Annotated in this window: 13 protein-coding genes; 9 read left to right on the top strand and 4 right to left on the bottom strand. The window is 57.6% G+C overall.

What is annotated here, in order from left to right; genetic code table 11:
• Window positions 1-117: 117 nt before the first annotated feature.
• Both narP and narQ read right to left on the bottom strand, forming a co-directional pair.
• On the bottom strand, window positions 118-759 hold the full coding sequence (gene narP / locus ACE38U_RS04275; protein ID WP_375529229.1) for a nitrate/nitrite response regulator protein NarP: 642 nt from the start codon (window positions 757-759) through the stop codon (window positions 118-120).
• Between the two features lie 19 nt (window positions 760-778).
• The gene (gene narQ / locus ACE38U_RS04270; protein WP_375529228.1) at window positions 779-2488 is read right to left on the bottom strand and encodes a nitrate/nitrite two-component system sensor histidine kinase NarQ; all 1710 of its coding nucleotides are present in this window, start codon (window positions 2486-2488) and stop codon (window positions 779-781) included.
• Window positions 2489-2841: 353 nt separating this feature from the next.
• On the opposite strand from narQ, the gene napF reads away from it, so the two are divergent.
• The 9 genes from napF (at window position 2842) to ACE38U_RS04225 (ending at window position 10948) form a co-directional block, all read left to right on the top strand.
• Window positions 2842-3333 (top strand): ferredoxin-type protein NapF, encoded by a 492-nt coding sequence (napF, locus tag ACE38U_RS04265; protein ID WP_375529227.1) that lies wholly within the window; start codon window positions 2842-2844, stop codon window positions 3331-3333.
• The gene (gene napD, locus ACE38U_RS04260; protein WP_038480369.1) at window positions 3323-3586 is read left to right on the top strand and encodes a chaperone NapD; all 264 of its coding nucleotides are present in this window, start codon (window positions 3323-3325) and stop codon (window positions 3584-3586) included. The genes napF and napD overlap by 11 nt, the downstream gene beginning before the upstream one ends.
• Window positions 3583-6069 carry a nitrate reductase catalytic subunit NapA gene (gene napA, locus ACE38U_RS04255; RefSeq protein WP_375529226.1) on the top strand — a complete coding sequence of 829 codons (2487 nt, stop codon included), beginning with the start codon at window positions 3583-3585 and terminating at the stop codon, window positions 6067-6069. The genes napD and napA overlap by 4 nt, the downstream gene beginning before the upstream one ends.
• 6 nt (window positions 6070-6075) lie before the next feature.
• Entirely contained in the window at window positions 6076-6771 is a 696-nt protein-coding gene (napG, locus tag ACE38U_RS04250; RefSeq protein ID WP_038480373.1) for a ferredoxin-type protein NapG, read from the top strand.
• Window positions 6758-7621, top strand: coding sequence for a quinol dehydrogenase ferredoxin subunit NapH (gene napH, locus ACE38U_RS04245; RefSeq protein WP_375529225.1), 864 nt, complete (start codon window positions 6758-6760; stop codon window positions 7619-7621). Before napG ends, napH begins: the two co-directional genes overlap by 14 nt.
• Complete coding sequence (napB, locus tag ACE38U_RS04240) at window positions 7618-8067, top strand: nitrate reductase cytochrome c-type subunit (protein ID WP_038480379.1); 450 nt, start codon at window positions 7618-7620, stop codon at window positions 8065-8067. The genes napH and napB overlap by 4 nt, the downstream gene beginning before the upstream one ends.
• Window positions 8068-8070: 3 nt before the next feature.
• Entirely contained in the window at window positions 8071-8673 is a 603-nt protein-coding gene (gene napC, locus ACE38U_RS04235; protein WP_375529224.1) for a cytochrome c-type protein NapC, read from the top strand.
• Between the two features lie 511 nt (window positions 8674-9184).
• On the top strand, window positions 9185-9760 hold the full coding sequence (gene nudK / locus ACE38U_RS04230; RefSeq protein ID WP_375529223.1) for a GDP-mannose pyrophosphatase NudK: 576 nt from the start codon (window positions 9185-9187) through the stop codon (window positions 9758-9760).
• A 144-nt stretch (window positions 9761-9904) separates the two neighbouring features.
• Window positions 9905-10948, top strand: a complete 1044-nt coding sequence (locus tag ACE38U_RS04225; protein WP_375529222.1) for a DUF1176 domain-containing protein — start codon at window positions 9905-9907, stop codon at window positions 10946-10948.
• Between the two features lie 62 nt (window positions 10949-11010).
• Here ACE38U_RS04225 and tkt read toward each other — a convergent pair whose 3' ends face one another.
• A complete protein-coding gene (tkt, locus tag ACE38U_RS04220; RefSeq protein ID WP_375529221.1) occupies window positions 11011-13011 on the bottom strand; it encodes a transketolase in 2001 nt (666 codons plus the stop codon).
• Window positions 13012-13029: 18 nt separating this feature from the next.
• The gene (tal, locus tag ACE38U_RS04215; RefSeq protein WP_375529220.1) at window positions 13030-13980 is read right to left on the bottom strand and encodes a transaldolase; all 951 of its coding nucleotides are present in this window, start codon (window positions 13978-13980) and stop codon (window positions 13030-13032) included.
• Window positions 13981-14093 lie beyond the last annotated feature (113 nt).

Below are 14093 nucleotides of genomic sequence, written 5' to 3'. Positions count from 1 at the left end.
CAATAACCGCATCACTGTAGCTTTAACCGCGTAGCCAAACGTGGAGAAATTTAGGAGATCGTGTAAATAAGCTTTGTAATTGGCAGGATTTGTAACCGTACCTTTTATTGGGTCGATTTAACTCTTATTTTCCAAAAAAAGTACGGTGGCCGCAACGCGAGACCTGACCTGCAGCTTACGAAGCAGGTTGCGAATATGCACTTTTACCGTCTCTTCGGAAATATGCAGGCCGCTGGCGATTTGCTTGTTCGACAGGCCGCGAGCCACCTCAGACAACACGTCCAGCTCGCGCTCGGTGAGGATAGCAAAGGGATCGCTATTCTGCCGCTCGCTGCCGCGGTTATTCAGATACTCGCGAACCTGCTCGCTGAACGCCTTTTCACCCTTCAGGCAGTGATGAATTTCCTGCAGCAAAACGTCCGGATCGCTGTCTTTCAGCAGGTAGCCATCGGCCCCGGCATCAATCAGCGTAAAGATATCGCTGCGGGCGTCGGAAACGGTGAGGATCACCACCCGCGCGCTAATGCCGTCCCGGCGCAGGGCGTTGAGCGTATCAAGGCCGCTCAGCCCTTTCATATTCAGGTCAAGCAGAATGAGGTCCGGTGCGAGCCGGTTAGCTAAACTGATGGCTTCTGCGCCGCCGCTGGCTTCTCCCACTACGGAAAAAGTGTCGTCCAGCTCAAGAAGCTGGCGGATCCCGCGCCGCATCAGCGGATGATCGTCGACGATTAAAACCTGGTATACCGTTTTTTCTGACATTGCTAACTCCTGAATAAAGCTAATTATTGTTATGGCCGTCGGCATCCGCCGGGGGAGTGGAGGTGAAATGAACCTCCACAAGCGTTCCGCCCTGCGGCGGACGAGATATTGTTAGTTCCCCGCCAAGGCGGCCCGCGCGCTCGTGCATGATATTCAGCCCGTAATGCCCCTCGGGCTCTTCCAGACTGGCAATGCCGTGGCCGTTATCAAACACCGAAGCGTAATGCTCGCCGCCTGCCGTCGAGCGGCAAACGATCTCAATGCGGCCCGCATTCGCGTGTTTAATGGCGTTTAGCGACGCTTCACGAATGATTTGCAGCAGGTGTATTTGCTGGGAAGCATCCAAAGCCTGGGTCGGCATGCTGCACTTCAGGCTAATTTCTGCCCGGGTTTGCTCGCGCAGTGGTTCAAGCAGTTCCTGTAGCGCGGCGGGCAAATCTGCCTGCTGCAGCGTCAGGCGGAAGGTGGTGAGCAGCTCGCGTAGCTGGCGGTAGGCGTCATTTAAGGCCTGGGAAAAATCCCCGACAATCCGCTGAGCGGGCAGATTGTCTTCCGGCACCGCGCGCTTTAGCAGCGTGAGCTGGATGCGAAGATAAGAGAGCACCTGAGCCAGCGAGTCGTGCAGTTCCCGGGCAATGGTGGCTCGCTCTTCCATCAGCAGCAACTGCTGGTAGTGCTTCTGCGCCTGATTAAAGTAAACGCCTCGCCCCAGCATGGTGGCAACGCTTTTCATCAACTGAGGGGAGGGTTCTTCACCCTGAGACTGCCAGCGCAGCGTCCCGAGCGCGCTGTCCTGCTGAACCAGCGGCAGGGCATGCCATTTTTCGTCTGCCGCCGGAGAGCCCTCTGTCAGGCACCAGTTTTCTCCGACCTGCATTTCCAGCGCGCTGACCGCCTCGTGCTGGTGAATTATTTTCAAAATCTGCACGAAGCAATCGCGGTTGATGGTACTGACGTTCAGCGCCTGAGAGCAGCTGTAAAGCACCTCGAGCATGCGGTTCGCTTCTTGCAGGCGCAGGGTTTTTTGCTCAACCTGCTGCTCTAAAGAACGATAGAGTTTTTGCAACTCGTCCGCCATGCGGATAAAAGCCTGCGCCAGCGAACCCAGCTCGTTGGGCAAGGAGCGGTCGAGCGTCGGTAGCCTGAACTCACCGCGCTCAATGGCCTGACTGGCTTCGACCATCGTATTCAGAGGCGCGACCACCTGCTGGCGAATACGGCGTAAGGTGAAAAACATGAGGGTGAAAATTGCCATAAAACCGATAACCGAAGCCGCGACAACCTGCATCATTTTTCGCTCGGCATAGTGTTGCAGCGCCAGCACAAACAGGTCGATTTGTTCCACGTAGGCGGCGATGTTGTAGCGGTACCAGTCGGTATCTTCGTTCTGAATGTGCTTTTGCATTTGCTGCCAGGCATCCTGCAGCGAGTTATAGCGCGTCTTAACCTCGTCGGGCACCCAAAAGCGGTTGAGCTGCTGCAACGTGGGGGAATCCAGCGACTGCTGGTACTGCTGCAAATGTGCCGCAATAGCTTTGGGATCACCCTGCAGATCGTAGCCAAGACGGTAGCTCTGCATGCGCAGCGAGCCCGCAATATTGACCGCTTCCGCATCCTTCAGGCTGCTGGCGAGCGTCAGCATCGCGATGCCGGTGGAGAGCAACGACAGCAGGACAATCGAAAAGAAAGCGCGGGCGAGGCTGGTGGAGACCGAGCGTTTGACTGTCACTGCGTAATAACCCCTTAAAGCATATGGTGGGCGAAACCTACCAGAATCTGCCTTACAGGCAAACGCCTGGCGGCGACTTTTTCGCTCTGGCGCTAAAAATGGCGTCTCATTTAACGCACGCTTTGCCACATTATAACGCCCTTCTTACATCTAACGGGGTGCGACTTATTGCGCCTGACTCGCCGCCTCTTTGATCCGACAACGGCATTTACCCCTTTAGGGGGATGCTTTTGTAACCCTCCGTCACATACCTTAAACACGGTAAAAAAAACCGCAGTAAATACGCGGATAAAAAGAAGAACGTTTTTACCCGGAGGTGACCCGACCGGGTATTTTGAGCAAGGATCTGCCCAATGGCTAAACTGACCCGTCGCGGCCTGCTGACCGGTGGCTGGCACAGCCTTACCCCTGTAATTCGTCCTCCCTGGAGCGGCGATGAAACGCATTTTCTGCTGGACTGCACGCGCTGCGATACCTGCATTACCGTCTGTCAAAGTCGGGTGCTTCGCAGTGGGCAGGGCGGCTACCCTGAAATCGACTTCAGCCCGGGCGAATGCACTTTCTGCTACGCGTGTGCTGAAGCCTGCCCTGAGCAGCTTTTTGCGCCGCAATCCTCCAAACCCTGGGCACTGACCTTACAGCTGGCCGAAACCTGCCTTGCCTTGCATCAGGTGGAATGCCGCAGCTGTGAAGATGCCTGCGAGCCGCGGGCGATTCGTTTTTTACCCACTCTTGAGGGCGTTTCCCGTCCACAGATTTCTTCGTCTGCCTGTCACGGCTGCGGCGCCTGCGTTGCCGGGTGCCCGACGTCAGCCATAACCCTGAGGCCACAAGATGCACACTGACTGGCACGTATGCGGCCTGGTGGTTCAGGCCAAACCTGAACACGTTGCTGCCGTTCGCAGCGCGATTAATGCCCTGCCGGGCAGCGAGGTTGCGGTCGACGATACCGACAGCGGCAAGCTTGCGGTGGTTATCGAGGCAGCCGAGAGCAGCACGCTGCTCGAACAAATTGAGCGGGCACGCAATATCTCTGGCGTGCTGGCGGTGTCGCTGGTTTACCACCAGCAGAATGAACAAGGTGAGGAAGCACCATGAAACTCAGTCGTCGTAGCTTTATGAAAGCGAATGCCGTTGCCGCAGCTGCCGCGGCGGCGGGCCTAAGCGTACCGGGCGTGGCTCGTGCGGTGGTGGGCAAGCAGGATGCCATCAAATGGGACAAAGCCCCCTGCCGCTTCTGCGGTACGGGCTGTGGCGTGCTGGTGGGCACCCAAAACGGTCGCGTAGTCGCCAGTCAGGGGGACCCGGAAGCGCCGGTCAACCGCGGTCTGAACTGCATTAAAGGCTACTTCCTGCCAAAAATTATGTACGGAAAAGATCGTCTGACCCAGCCGCTGCTGCGCATGAAAGACGGGCAGTACCACAAAGAAGGTGAATTCCAGCCGGTCAGTTGGGATAAAGCCTTCGACGTGATGGAAGAAAAATTCAAGGCCAGCCTGAAAGAGAAAGGCCCGGACGGCATCGGCATGTTCGGCTCCGGCCAGTGGACGGTCTGGGAAGGCTACGCCGCCGCGAAGCTGTTCAAAGCGGGCTTCCGCTCTAACAACATCGACCCGAACGCGCGTCACTGCATGGCGTCGGCGGTGGTGGGCTTTATGCGCACCTTCGGCATGGACGAGCCGATGGGCTGCTATGACGATATCGAGCAGGCGGACGCCTTCGTGCTTTGGGGCTCCAACATGGCGGAAATGCACCCGATCCTCTGGTCGCGCATCACTAACCGCCGTCTGTCTGACGAGAACGTCAATGTGGCGGTGCTCTCCACCTTCCAGCACCGCAGCTTTGAGCTGGCGGACAACGGCATGGTGTTCACGCCGCAAAGCGACCTGGTCATTCTGAACTACATCGCCAACTACATTATCCAGAACAACGCGGTTAACGAGTCGTTCTTCAAACAGCACGTTAACCTGCGCCGGGGCGTCACGGATATTGGCTACGGCCTGCGTCCGACCCATCCGCTGGAGAAAGCCGCGAAGAATCCGGGGTCGGATGCCTCTGAGCCGATGAGCTTTGACGAGTACAAGGCGTTCGTCGCGGAATACACGCTGGAGAAAACCGCTGAGATGAGCGGGGTGCCAAAAGATCAGCTTGAGGCGCTGGCGAAGCTTTATGCCGACCCGAACAAGAAAGTAATTTCCTACTGGACGATGGGCTTTAACCAGCACACGCGCGGCGTCTGGGCTAACAACCTGGTATATAACCTGCACCTGCTGACCGGGAAAATCTCCCAGCCGGGCTGCGGGCCTTTCTCTCTGACCGGGCAGCCGTCCGCGTGCGGCACCGCGCGCGAGGTGGGGACATTCGCCCACCGTTTACCGGCAGATATGGTCGTCACCAACGAAAAGCACCGCGAAATCGTCGAAAAAACGTGGCAGCTGCCGGCCGGGACTATTCCAGCCAAAGTCGGTCTGCATGCGATTGCCCAGGACCGGGCGCTGAAGGACGGCAAGCTCAACGTTTACTGGGTGATGTGCAACAACAACATGCAGGCCGGGCCAAACATTAACGAAGAGCGTATGCCGGGCTGGCGCGATCCGCGCAACTTCATCATCGTCTCCGATCCTTATCCGACCATCAGCGCGCTGACGGCCGACCTGATCCTGCCGACCGCCATGTGGGTGGAAAAAGAGGGCGCCTACGGTAACGCCGAACGCCGCACGCAGTTCTGGCGCCAGCAGGTTAGCGCGCCGGGTGAGGCAAAGTCCGATCTCTGGCAGCTGGTGACCTTCGCAAAACGCTTCAAGGTAGAAGATGTCTGGCCTGCCGACCTTATCGATAAGAAACCTGAGTACCGGGGCAAGACTCTGTTCGACGTGCTGTTTGCCAGCGACGCGGTTCGCAAGTTCCCGCTGACTGAACTGACAGATAAGCAGCTAAACGACGAGTCTCGCGAGCTGGGCTTCTACCTGCAAAAAGGCCTGTTCGAAGAGTACGCCAGCTTTGGACGCGGGCACGGGCACGATCTCGCCCCGTTTGATGACTACCACAAAGCGCGGGGTTTGCGCTGGCCGGTGGTGGACGGGAAAGAAACCCAGTGGCGCTACAGCGAAGGCCACGATCCTTACGTTAAGGCCGGGGAAGGCTACAAGTTTTACGGCAAGCCGGACGGGAAAGCGGTGATCTTTGCGCTGCCGTTCGAGCCGGCGGCGGAAGCGCCGGATCAAGAATACGACCTGTGGCTCTCTACCGGGCGAGTCATTGAGCACTGGCATACCGGCAGCATGACGCGCCGCGTGCCGGAGCTGCATCGTGCTTTCCCGGAAGCCGTAACGTTTATTCATCCGCTGGATGCGCAGGAGCGTGGCCTGCGCCGCGGTGACAAAGTGAAAGTGATCTCTCGCCGCGGCGAAGTGATTTCTATTGTTGAAACTCGTGGCCGTAACAAACCGCCTCGGGGCCTGGTTTACATGCCGTTCTTCGACGCCGCGCAGCTGGTGAACAACCTGACGCTCGACGCTACAGATCCGCTTTCTAAAGAGGCGGATTTCAAGAAGTGCGCCGTGAAGCTGGCGAAGGTGTAACGCGCAATGTCCCGCGCCGACAAAACTCAACCGGCACGCCGCCGCTTTTTGCGTGATGTTGCGCGGGCGGCGGCAGGGCTGACGGCCGTCGCCGTGGTTCTGGGATTGCAGCAGCAAACTTCCAGAGCGCAGGGCGTGCGGCTGCGTCCACCGGGCGCGCTGGATGAAGAGGCGTTTTCACGCGCCTGCATTCGCTGCGGGCAGTGCGTGCAGGCCTGCCCCTACGACACCCTGAAGCTGGCCACGCTTGCTTCCGGGCTTGCGGCGGGCACGCCGTACTTTGTTGCGCGGGATGTGCCCTGTGAAATGTGCGAAGACGTGCCGTGCGCCAAAGTGTGCCCAAGCGGCGCGCTGGACGCGGATATCGCCTCGATCGACGACGCGCGAATGGGGCTGGCGGTTCTGCTGGATCACGAAAACTGCCTGAACTATCAGGGGCTGCGCTGCGACGTCTGCTATCGCGTTTGTCCGTCTATCGACCGGGCCATCACCCTTGAGATGGAGCGCAACCTGCGTACCGGCAAACACGCCCGCTTCTTGCCGACGGTACACAGCGATGCCTGCACCGGCTGCGGCAGGTGTGAGCAGGCCTGCGTGCTGGACCTGGCGGCAATCAAAGTGCTGCCACGCTCGCTGGCAAAAGGGGAGTTAGGCAAGCATTACCGTTTTGGCTGGCTGGAGGCGACCGATGGCAAACCATAAGCAGGATGCAGGGCACGATGCCGCAGCGAAAAAGGGCTGGTGGCATAGCCGAAAATGGCTGCTGATGCGCCGTTTTTCGCAGGCGTTGGTTTTAAGTTTATTTCTCTGCGGTCCGCTTTTCGGCGTGTGGGTTTTGCATGGCAATTACAGCGGCAGCCTGCTGCTGGACACGGTGCCTCTGAGCGATCCTCTGCTGGTGCTGCAAAGCCTGCTGGGCGGCCACTTGCCTTCAGCTTTGGCGCTAATTGGAGCAGGAATTGTGGTGGCCGGGTACGCGCTGCTGGGCAAAAGGATGTTTTGCGGATGGGTCTGTCCACTCAATCCGTTAACGGATCTGGCTGCCTGGCTGAGGCGAAAAACGGGCTTCAACGCTTCGGCTTCGCTGCCGCGCTGGCTGCGCTACCTGCTGCTGTTGATGGTGCTGGCGGGCAGCGCGCTTACCGGCACGCTTCTCTGGGAATGGGTGAATCCTGTTTCACTGATGGGGCGAGGGCTGATATTCGGCTTTGGAACCGGAATCTGGCTGCTGGTTGCGCTGTTTCTCTTCGATTTATTGCTGGTTGAACACGGCTGGTGCGGCCATCTCTGCCCGCTTGGGGCGCTCTATGGCGCAGTCGGCAGCAAAGGTGCTCTTGAAGTTAGCACCGATGGGCGGGAGCGCTGCACCCGCTGTATGGATTGTTTTCACGTTTGCCCGGAGCCGCAGGTGCTGCGCGCGCCGGTACTGGATAAGCACAGCCCGGCGCGGGTCACGAGCCGCGACTGCCTGAACTGCGGTCGTTGCATCGACATCTGCCCGGAGGATGTTTTCAAAATAACAACACGATGGAGCTCAGGAGCTAAATCATGAAAAGCCATGGCCTGACAAAGGCGTTATTTCAATGGGGAGCGGCATTAACTCTGGTCGTCAGCGGCGCGCTTTGGGCGGCAAACGGCGTAGACCTTAACCAGTCGCCGGAAGTTTCTGGCACGCCGGAAGGCGCGGTGCGTATGCCGAAGCAGCAGGAGCGTATGGCGCTGAACTACGTTAACCAGCCGCCGATGATCCCGCACAGCGTGGACGGCTACCAGGTCACGACGACCAGCAACCGCTGCCTGCAGTGTCACGGCGTTGAAAGCTATCGCGCCACGGGCGCGCCGCGCGTCAGCCCCACGCACTTTTTAGACAGCGACGGTAAAGTTCTGTCGAACGTGGCTCCGCGCCGCTATTTCTGCCTGCAGTGCCATGTGCCGCAGGCGGACGCCGCGCCGATTGTTGAAAATACCTTCACGCCATCCAAAGGGTTTGGGAAATAAGTTATGGATAAATCAACTCGTAAACCCGGCGTGATTAAGCGCGTGTGGCAGTGGTGGCGCAGGCCAAGCCGGTTGGCGCTCGGCACCTTGCTGCTTATCGGTTTTGCCGCCGGGATAATTTTCTGGGGCGGTTTCAACACCGGAATGGAAATGTCCAACCGCGAAGAGTTCTGTATAGGCTGCCACGAAATGCGCAACAACGTGTATGAAGAGTACATGGGCACGGTGCATTACAACAACCGCAGCGGCGTGCGCGCCACCTGCCCGGACTGCCATGTGCCGCATGAGTGGGTGCCGAAAATGATCCGTAAAATTCAGGCCAGCAAAGAGCTGTACGCCAAAGCTTTTGGCCTGATAGACACGCCGCAGAAGTTCGACGATCACCGCCTGGCGATGGCGCAAAACGAGTGGCGACGCATGAAGAACAACAACTCGCAGGAGTGTCGAAACTGCCACAACTTCGACTATATGGATTTTACGGCACAGAAAACCGTGGCCGCCAAAATGCATGATGAAGCGATCAAAGACGGTAAAACCTGCATTGATTGCCATAAGGGGATAGCGCATAAGCTGCCGGATATGAGAGAGGTTGAGGCGGGGTATTGATCACTGTTCTGGATTTCTCACTTCTGTAAGCCAGGCATATTTCCGTTCACTCGTAGATCGATTTTCCCTGCACGTTCAGAGCACGGTGAACGTGTCAGGTGGCATTTCGCCATGCCCCCTGACAACCCCCGGCGCCCGGCGAGCTCATCGCCGCCTGAGTTGGGTCATAACCGGGGGCGATGAGAGCCGGGAACCAATCTTCCCCTCACCCCAGCCCTCTCCCAGAGGGAGAGGGGGAAAACAGACGATGGGGTACATTGTTTATTCCCTCTCCCTTCCAGGGAGAGGGTCAGGGTGAGGGTAAAAATAAGAAGCGAGGCTCGGTTCCGGCTTAAATCGCCTCCGTTTTCGCTCCGACTGGCCAGGGTCCGGACGTCGGGAACAGCCTCCGGCCTGCATAGAGAACATTTTTATCGTCTGCATCGAAAGACAAAACACACCTCACGCCACGCGACAACGCTCACAGAACGTCATATGATTATCGGCTCCCTTACCGCCTTGTGGAGACCGTATGTCGTTACGTATTGAAGTCATCAAAGATAAAGTCCTGTCTGATAACTACTTCATCCTGCGCAATATTACCTATGACCTGTCTCGTAACGGGGCTGAAAGCGTGCGTCATAAACGCGAAGTTTATGACCGGGGCAACGGCGCGACCATCCTGCTTTACAACCGTGAAAAGCAAACCGTAGTGCTTACCCGGCAATTCCGCGTCGCAACCTGGGTCAACGGCAATGAAGATGGCATGCTGATTGAAGCCTGCGCCGGACTGCTGGATGCCGACGAGCCGGAAGTCTGTGCCCGCAAAGAGGCGATGGAGGAAACCGGCTTTCAGGTCGGAGACGTCGAGAAAGTCTTTGAGCTGTATATGTCTCCCGGCGGCGTGACCGAAATCGTCTATTTCTATCTGGCAGAGTATAGCGATGCGCAGCGAGAAGGGGCCGGCGGTGGCGTGGAGGATGAAGATATCGACGTGCTGGAAATCCCCTTCAGCCAGGCGATGGCGATGGTACAAAACGGTGAAATTCGTGACGGTAAGACGGTGATACTGCTGCAGCAGCTGCAGTTACGCAATGTGATGGAATAAAGCGCCTTAAAATCAGCTTATTGCGATTTTTAATATTGCTATAAATCTATCCGACAAATCCGATTGAGCAGGCCGACTCGTGAGCCGAAGATACGTGCCACCATCGTACGTTTTTCACGCTTCGCTTTTTAGGGCCAGCCTTCAATGTTCTATCGGATATCCCCTTTGCTTATGTTTGCGCTGCTGGTGGCTAATGCTGCGTTTGCCGCGCCGGCGCAAAAGCAGTTTTCCGACTGGCAGGTGACCTGCAATAACCAAAATTTCTGTAGCGCCCGTAATACCGGGCTGCATCAGGGGCTGGTGATGACGCTTTCTCGCGGCGCGGGGGCGCGCAACGACGTTAACCTGCGCATCGACCTCGGAAATCTGGAGAGTGCGGACGTTAAAGTCCCGCCCGTTGAACCACGCTTAAGGCTGGACGGGGAACCTATTGTGCTCCAGCAAAATGAGTGGAAAATCTCTCCTCACCATCTGATGACCAACGGCGCGGATGCCATTAACGGTTTGCTAAACGCCATCGGTAACGGCGATAAGGTCACGCTTGCTGACGGTGCCGGGGTGATTTCTCTCAGCGGTTTCAAAGCGGCGCTGTTGTTTATCGACAGCCAGCAAAAACGCACTGGCAGTGAAACTGCTTGGATTAAGAAAGGTGACGCCCCGCCGCTGAGCGTACCTCCGGCTCCGCCGCTAAAAGAAGTTACTGCCTCAATGGTCGCGGCAGGGCCGCTTTCACATGATGAGCTTAACGATCTGCTGGATTACGGCACATGGCGGATGAATAACAGCCAGTGCTCTCTCGATCCTCTGCGCCGTGAAGTGCGCGTTTTCCCTCTGACCGACGACAAAGCGCTGATGCTCACCAGCTGCGAGGCCGGAGCCTATAACGTGGTGTACCTGGCCTGGGTTGTTTCCCGGCAGAAGCCTTTTGTGGCCAGAGCGATTCGCCTGCGCCTGCCCTTTATGCCGGACAGCGGCAGCACCGACCTGGAATTAATGAACGCGGGGTTTGACGAGCACGGCAAAGAGTTAACGACTTTGGCTAAGGGGCGTGGGCTGGGGGATTGCGGCGTGGCAACGCGCTGGCGCTACGACGGGCAGCGTTTTCGTCTCGTTCGCTATGCCGAAGAGCCGGCCTGTGACGGCTGGCATAAAGCGGGCGGCTGGCCCACGCTGTGGGTTACCAAATAGGGTCGATGCATTGATCTAAAAGAATGCCCTCTCCCCGAAAGAAGAGGGCTGCAAGAGCAGGACTATTTTCTCGCCAGCGATTTTTTCGCCGTGGCCACGATGTTCTCTACCGTAAAGCCAAAGAATGGGAACAGCTTCCCGGCAGGGGCGGACTCGCCGAAGGTTGTCATGCCGACAATACCGCCCTTAAGGCCAACGTATTTGTACCAGTAATCGGCAATACCAGCCTCTACCGCCACGCGAGCCCGCACTTCATAAGGCAGAACGGACTCCTGATACTCCTCGTCCTGGGCGTCGAAAACGTCGGTGGACGGGATAGATACCACGCGAACTTTATGCCCCTCCTGGCTCAACACCGCAGCGGCTTCGACGGTTATCTCGACCTCTGAGCCGGTAGCAATCAGGATGATATCCGGCTTGCCGTCGCTGTCCTTCAGAATATAGCCCCCGCGGCTAATGGCCTTCAGCTGCTCGGGCGTACGCTCCATCTGGGCAAGGTTCTGGCGAGAGAGAATTAACGCCGTTGGCCCGGTCTGGCGCTCAAGCGCGGTTTTCCACGCCACGGCTGCCTCAACCTGATCGCAAGGGCGCCATGTGCTGAAGTTTGGCGTCAGGCGCAGGCTGGCAAGCTGCTCAACGGCCTGGTGCGTCGGGCCATCTTCCCCAAGGCCGATAGAATCATGGGTATACACCATTATCTGCCGCGCTTTCATCAGCGCCGCCATACGTGCGGCGTTACGGGCGTATTCCACAAACATCAGGAAGGTGGCGGTATAAGGGATAAAGCCACCGTGCAGGGCAATGCCGTTGGCGATGGCGGTCATGCCGAACTCGCGCACGCCGTAGTGGATGTAATTCCCGGCGGTATCTTCTTTAATCGACTTTGAGCCTTTCCAGATGGTCAGGTTGCTCGGGGCCAGGTCGGCGGAACCGCCCAGCAGTTCCGGCAGGGACGGGCCGAAGGCGTTGAGCGCATTTTGCGAAGCCTTACGGGTGGCAATTTTGTCCGGGTTGGCCTGCAGTTGTTCGATGTACTTCTGGGCGGTTTTCTGCCAGTTATCCGGCAGCTTGCCTTCGGTACGACGCTTAAATTCGGCGCTCAGGGTAGGGTGAGCTTTGGCGTAGGCGGCAAATTTCTCTTTCCAGGCCGCTTCGGCTTTTTCACCCGCCTCTTTGGCATTCCAGGCATGATAAACGTCTTTAGGGATTTCAAACGGCGGGTATTTCCAGCCCAGTTGCTTCCGCGCCAGGGCAACTTCTTCTTCACCGAGCGGCGCGCCGTGAGCCTCTTCCTTGCCCGCTTTGTTTGGTGAGCCAAAACCAATCACGGTGCGGCAGATTATCAGCGAAGGTTTGTCCTTCACGCTCTGCGCTTCTTTGATGGCTTTTTTCAGCGCTTCCGGGTCGTGACCGTCTATCTCATGGACCACGTGCCAGTGATAGGCCTCGAAGCGTTTGGCCGTGTCGTCGGTAAACCAGCCGTCGGTTTCCCCGTCGATGGAAATTCCGTTGTGGTCGTAGAAGCCAATCAGCTTGCCCAGGCCCAGCGTACCGGCCAGCGAAGAGACTTCGTGGGAAATTCCTTCCATCAGGCAGCCGTCGCCCATGAATACGTAGGTGTAGTGGTCCACGATGTCATGGCCGGGTTGGTTAAACTGCGCGGCCAGCGTGCGCTCGGCAATGGCCATCCCCACGGCGTTAGCTAACCCCTGGCCAAGAGGGCCGGTGGTGGTTTCTACGCCGGGGGTATAGCCGACTTCCGGGTGGCCCGGCGTTTTGGAGTGAAGCTGGCGGAAGTTTTTCAACTCCTCCAGCGGCAGGTCATAGCCGCTCAGGTGCAGCAGGCTGTAAAGCAGCATCGACGCATGGCCGTTCGACAGCACAAAGCGGTCGCGGTTGGCCCAGTGCGGGTTAGACGGATTGTGGCTGAGGAAGTCATTCCACAGCACTTCGGCGATGTCGGCCATGCCCATGGGCGCGCCGGGGTGGCCGGAATTGGCTTTCTGGACCGCATCCATACTGAGGGCGCGAATGGCGTTGGCAAGCTCTTTACGTGATGACATGTTTCACTCCAGGTCTTGTTAAAGTTTGGCGGCGAGCAGGTCTTCCAGTTTGCGTTGGTCTATGGCGAACAGGCGGATCCCTTCGGCCAGTTTTTCGACGGCCATAGCGTCCTGATTGTGTTCCCAGCGGAATTCAGCTTCGCTCAGTGGGGCCGGGCGGCGGAAGCCCTGTGAGAATGGGATCAGCTTACGCACAACCTCTTCTTCGCTGTCCTGCAGCTTTTGCAGCAGGTTTGGCGCGATGGTCAGCCTGTCGCAGCCCGCCAGCGCAAGGATTTGCTCGGTGCGGCGGAAGCTGGCGCCCATGACGATGGTTTCATAGTTATGTTGCTTGAAATAGTCGTAGATATTGCGCACGGATTTCACGCCCGGATCTTCTTCTACCACATAAGGATCCATCGGCTTGCGTGCCTGATACCAGTCGTAAATGCGTCCCACGAACGGGGAAATCAGGAAGACGCCAGCCTCTGCGCAGGCGCGTGCCTGAGCAAACGAGAACAGCAGAGTCAGGTTGCAGTTGATGCCTTCTTTCTGCAGCTCTTCCGCCGCGCGGATCCCTTCCCAGGTTGAAGCCAGCTTGATAAGAATGCGGGACTTGTCGATCCCCTGCTCGGCGTACAGCTCAACCAGGCGACGAGCCTTGCTGATGCTTTTTTCTTTGTCATAGGACAGACGGGCATCCACTTCGGTGGACACGCGCCCCGGAATGCTTTTCAGAATTTCCGCACCCACGTTGACCGCCAGTTTGTCACTAGCTTCCGCCACAATTTGCTCCCTGCCGCCGCCGCGCTGCTTGCCATAGGCCAGCGCGTCATCAATAAGCGGCTGATATTGCTCAAGTCCTGCGGCTTTCAACAACAGTGAAGGGTTGGTGGTGGCGTCTTCAGGCTGGTAGTGGCGAATAGAGTCGATATCACCGCTGTCGGCAACCACGGTGGTGTACTGCTTAATGCTGTCTAGCTGATTCATTACTATCTCCTTGAAAAGCAACGTCTTACCTGAGCGTTCCGTGTCGCTCGCCGTGAAAATTCATTCTTTGCATAACCCAAAAGCATAGCAGATGGGCGGCGATGACGGGGCGG

The sequence above is a fragment of the Cedecea selenatireducens genome (assembly GCF_042138895.1).
GTDB classification, from domain to species: domain Bacteria; phylum Pseudomonadota; class Gammaproteobacteria; order Enterobacterales; family Enterobacteriaceae; genus Cedecea; species Cedecea selenatireducens.
The sequence above is the reverse complement of the archived record's forward strand: the minus strand, read 5'-3'. Positions and strand labels throughout refer to the sequence as shown.

Excerpts from the sequence above, each read along its gene's own strand:
- tal (WP_375529220.1), bottom strand. The coding sequence starts at position 13,980 with ATGAATCAGCTAGACAGCATTAAGCAGTACACCACCGTGGTTGCCGAC.
- nudK (WP_375529223.1), top strand. The coding sequence starts at position 9,185 with ATGTCGTTACGTATTGAAGTCATCAAAGATAAAGTCCTGTCTGATAAC.
- ACE38U_RS04225 (WP_375529222.1), top strand. The coding sequence starts at position 9,905 with ATGTTCTATCGGATATCCCCTTTGCTTATGTTTGCGCTGCTGGTGGCT.
- narP (WP_375529229.1), bottom strand. The coding sequence starts at position 759 with ATGTCAGAAAAAACGGTATACCAGGTTTTAATCGTCGACGATCATCCG.
- napC (WP_375529224.1), top strand. The coding sequence starts at position 8,071 with ATGGATAAATCAACTCGTAAACCCGGCGTGATTAAGCGCGTGTGGCAG.
- napF (WP_375529227.1), top strand. The coding sequence starts at position 2,842 with ATGGCTAAACTGACCCGTCGCGGCCTGCTGACCGGTGGCTGGCACAGC.
- napA (WP_375529226.1), top strand. The coding sequence starts at position 3,583 with ATGAAACTCAGTCGTCGTAGCTTTATGAAAGCGAATGCCGTTGCCGCA.
- napB (WP_038480379.1), top strand. The coding sequence starts at position 7,618 with ATGAAAAGCCATGGCCTGACAAAGGCGTTATTTCAATGGGGAGCGGCA.
- napH (WP_375529225.1), top strand. The coding sequence starts at position 6,758 with ATGGCAAACCATAAGCAGGATGCAGGGCACGATGCCGCAGCGAAAAAG.
- napG (WP_038480373.1), top strand. The coding sequence starts at position 6,076 with ATGTCCCGCGCCGACAAAACTCAACCGGCACGCCGCCGCTTTTTGCGT.
- tkt (WP_375529221.1), bottom strand. The coding sequence starts at position 13,011 with ATGTCATCACGTAAAGAGCTTGCCAACGCCATTCGCGCCCTCAGTATG.
- napD (WP_038480369.1), top strand. The coding sequence starts at position 3,323 with ATGCACACTGACTGGCACGTATGCGGCCTGGTGGTTCAGGCCAAACCT.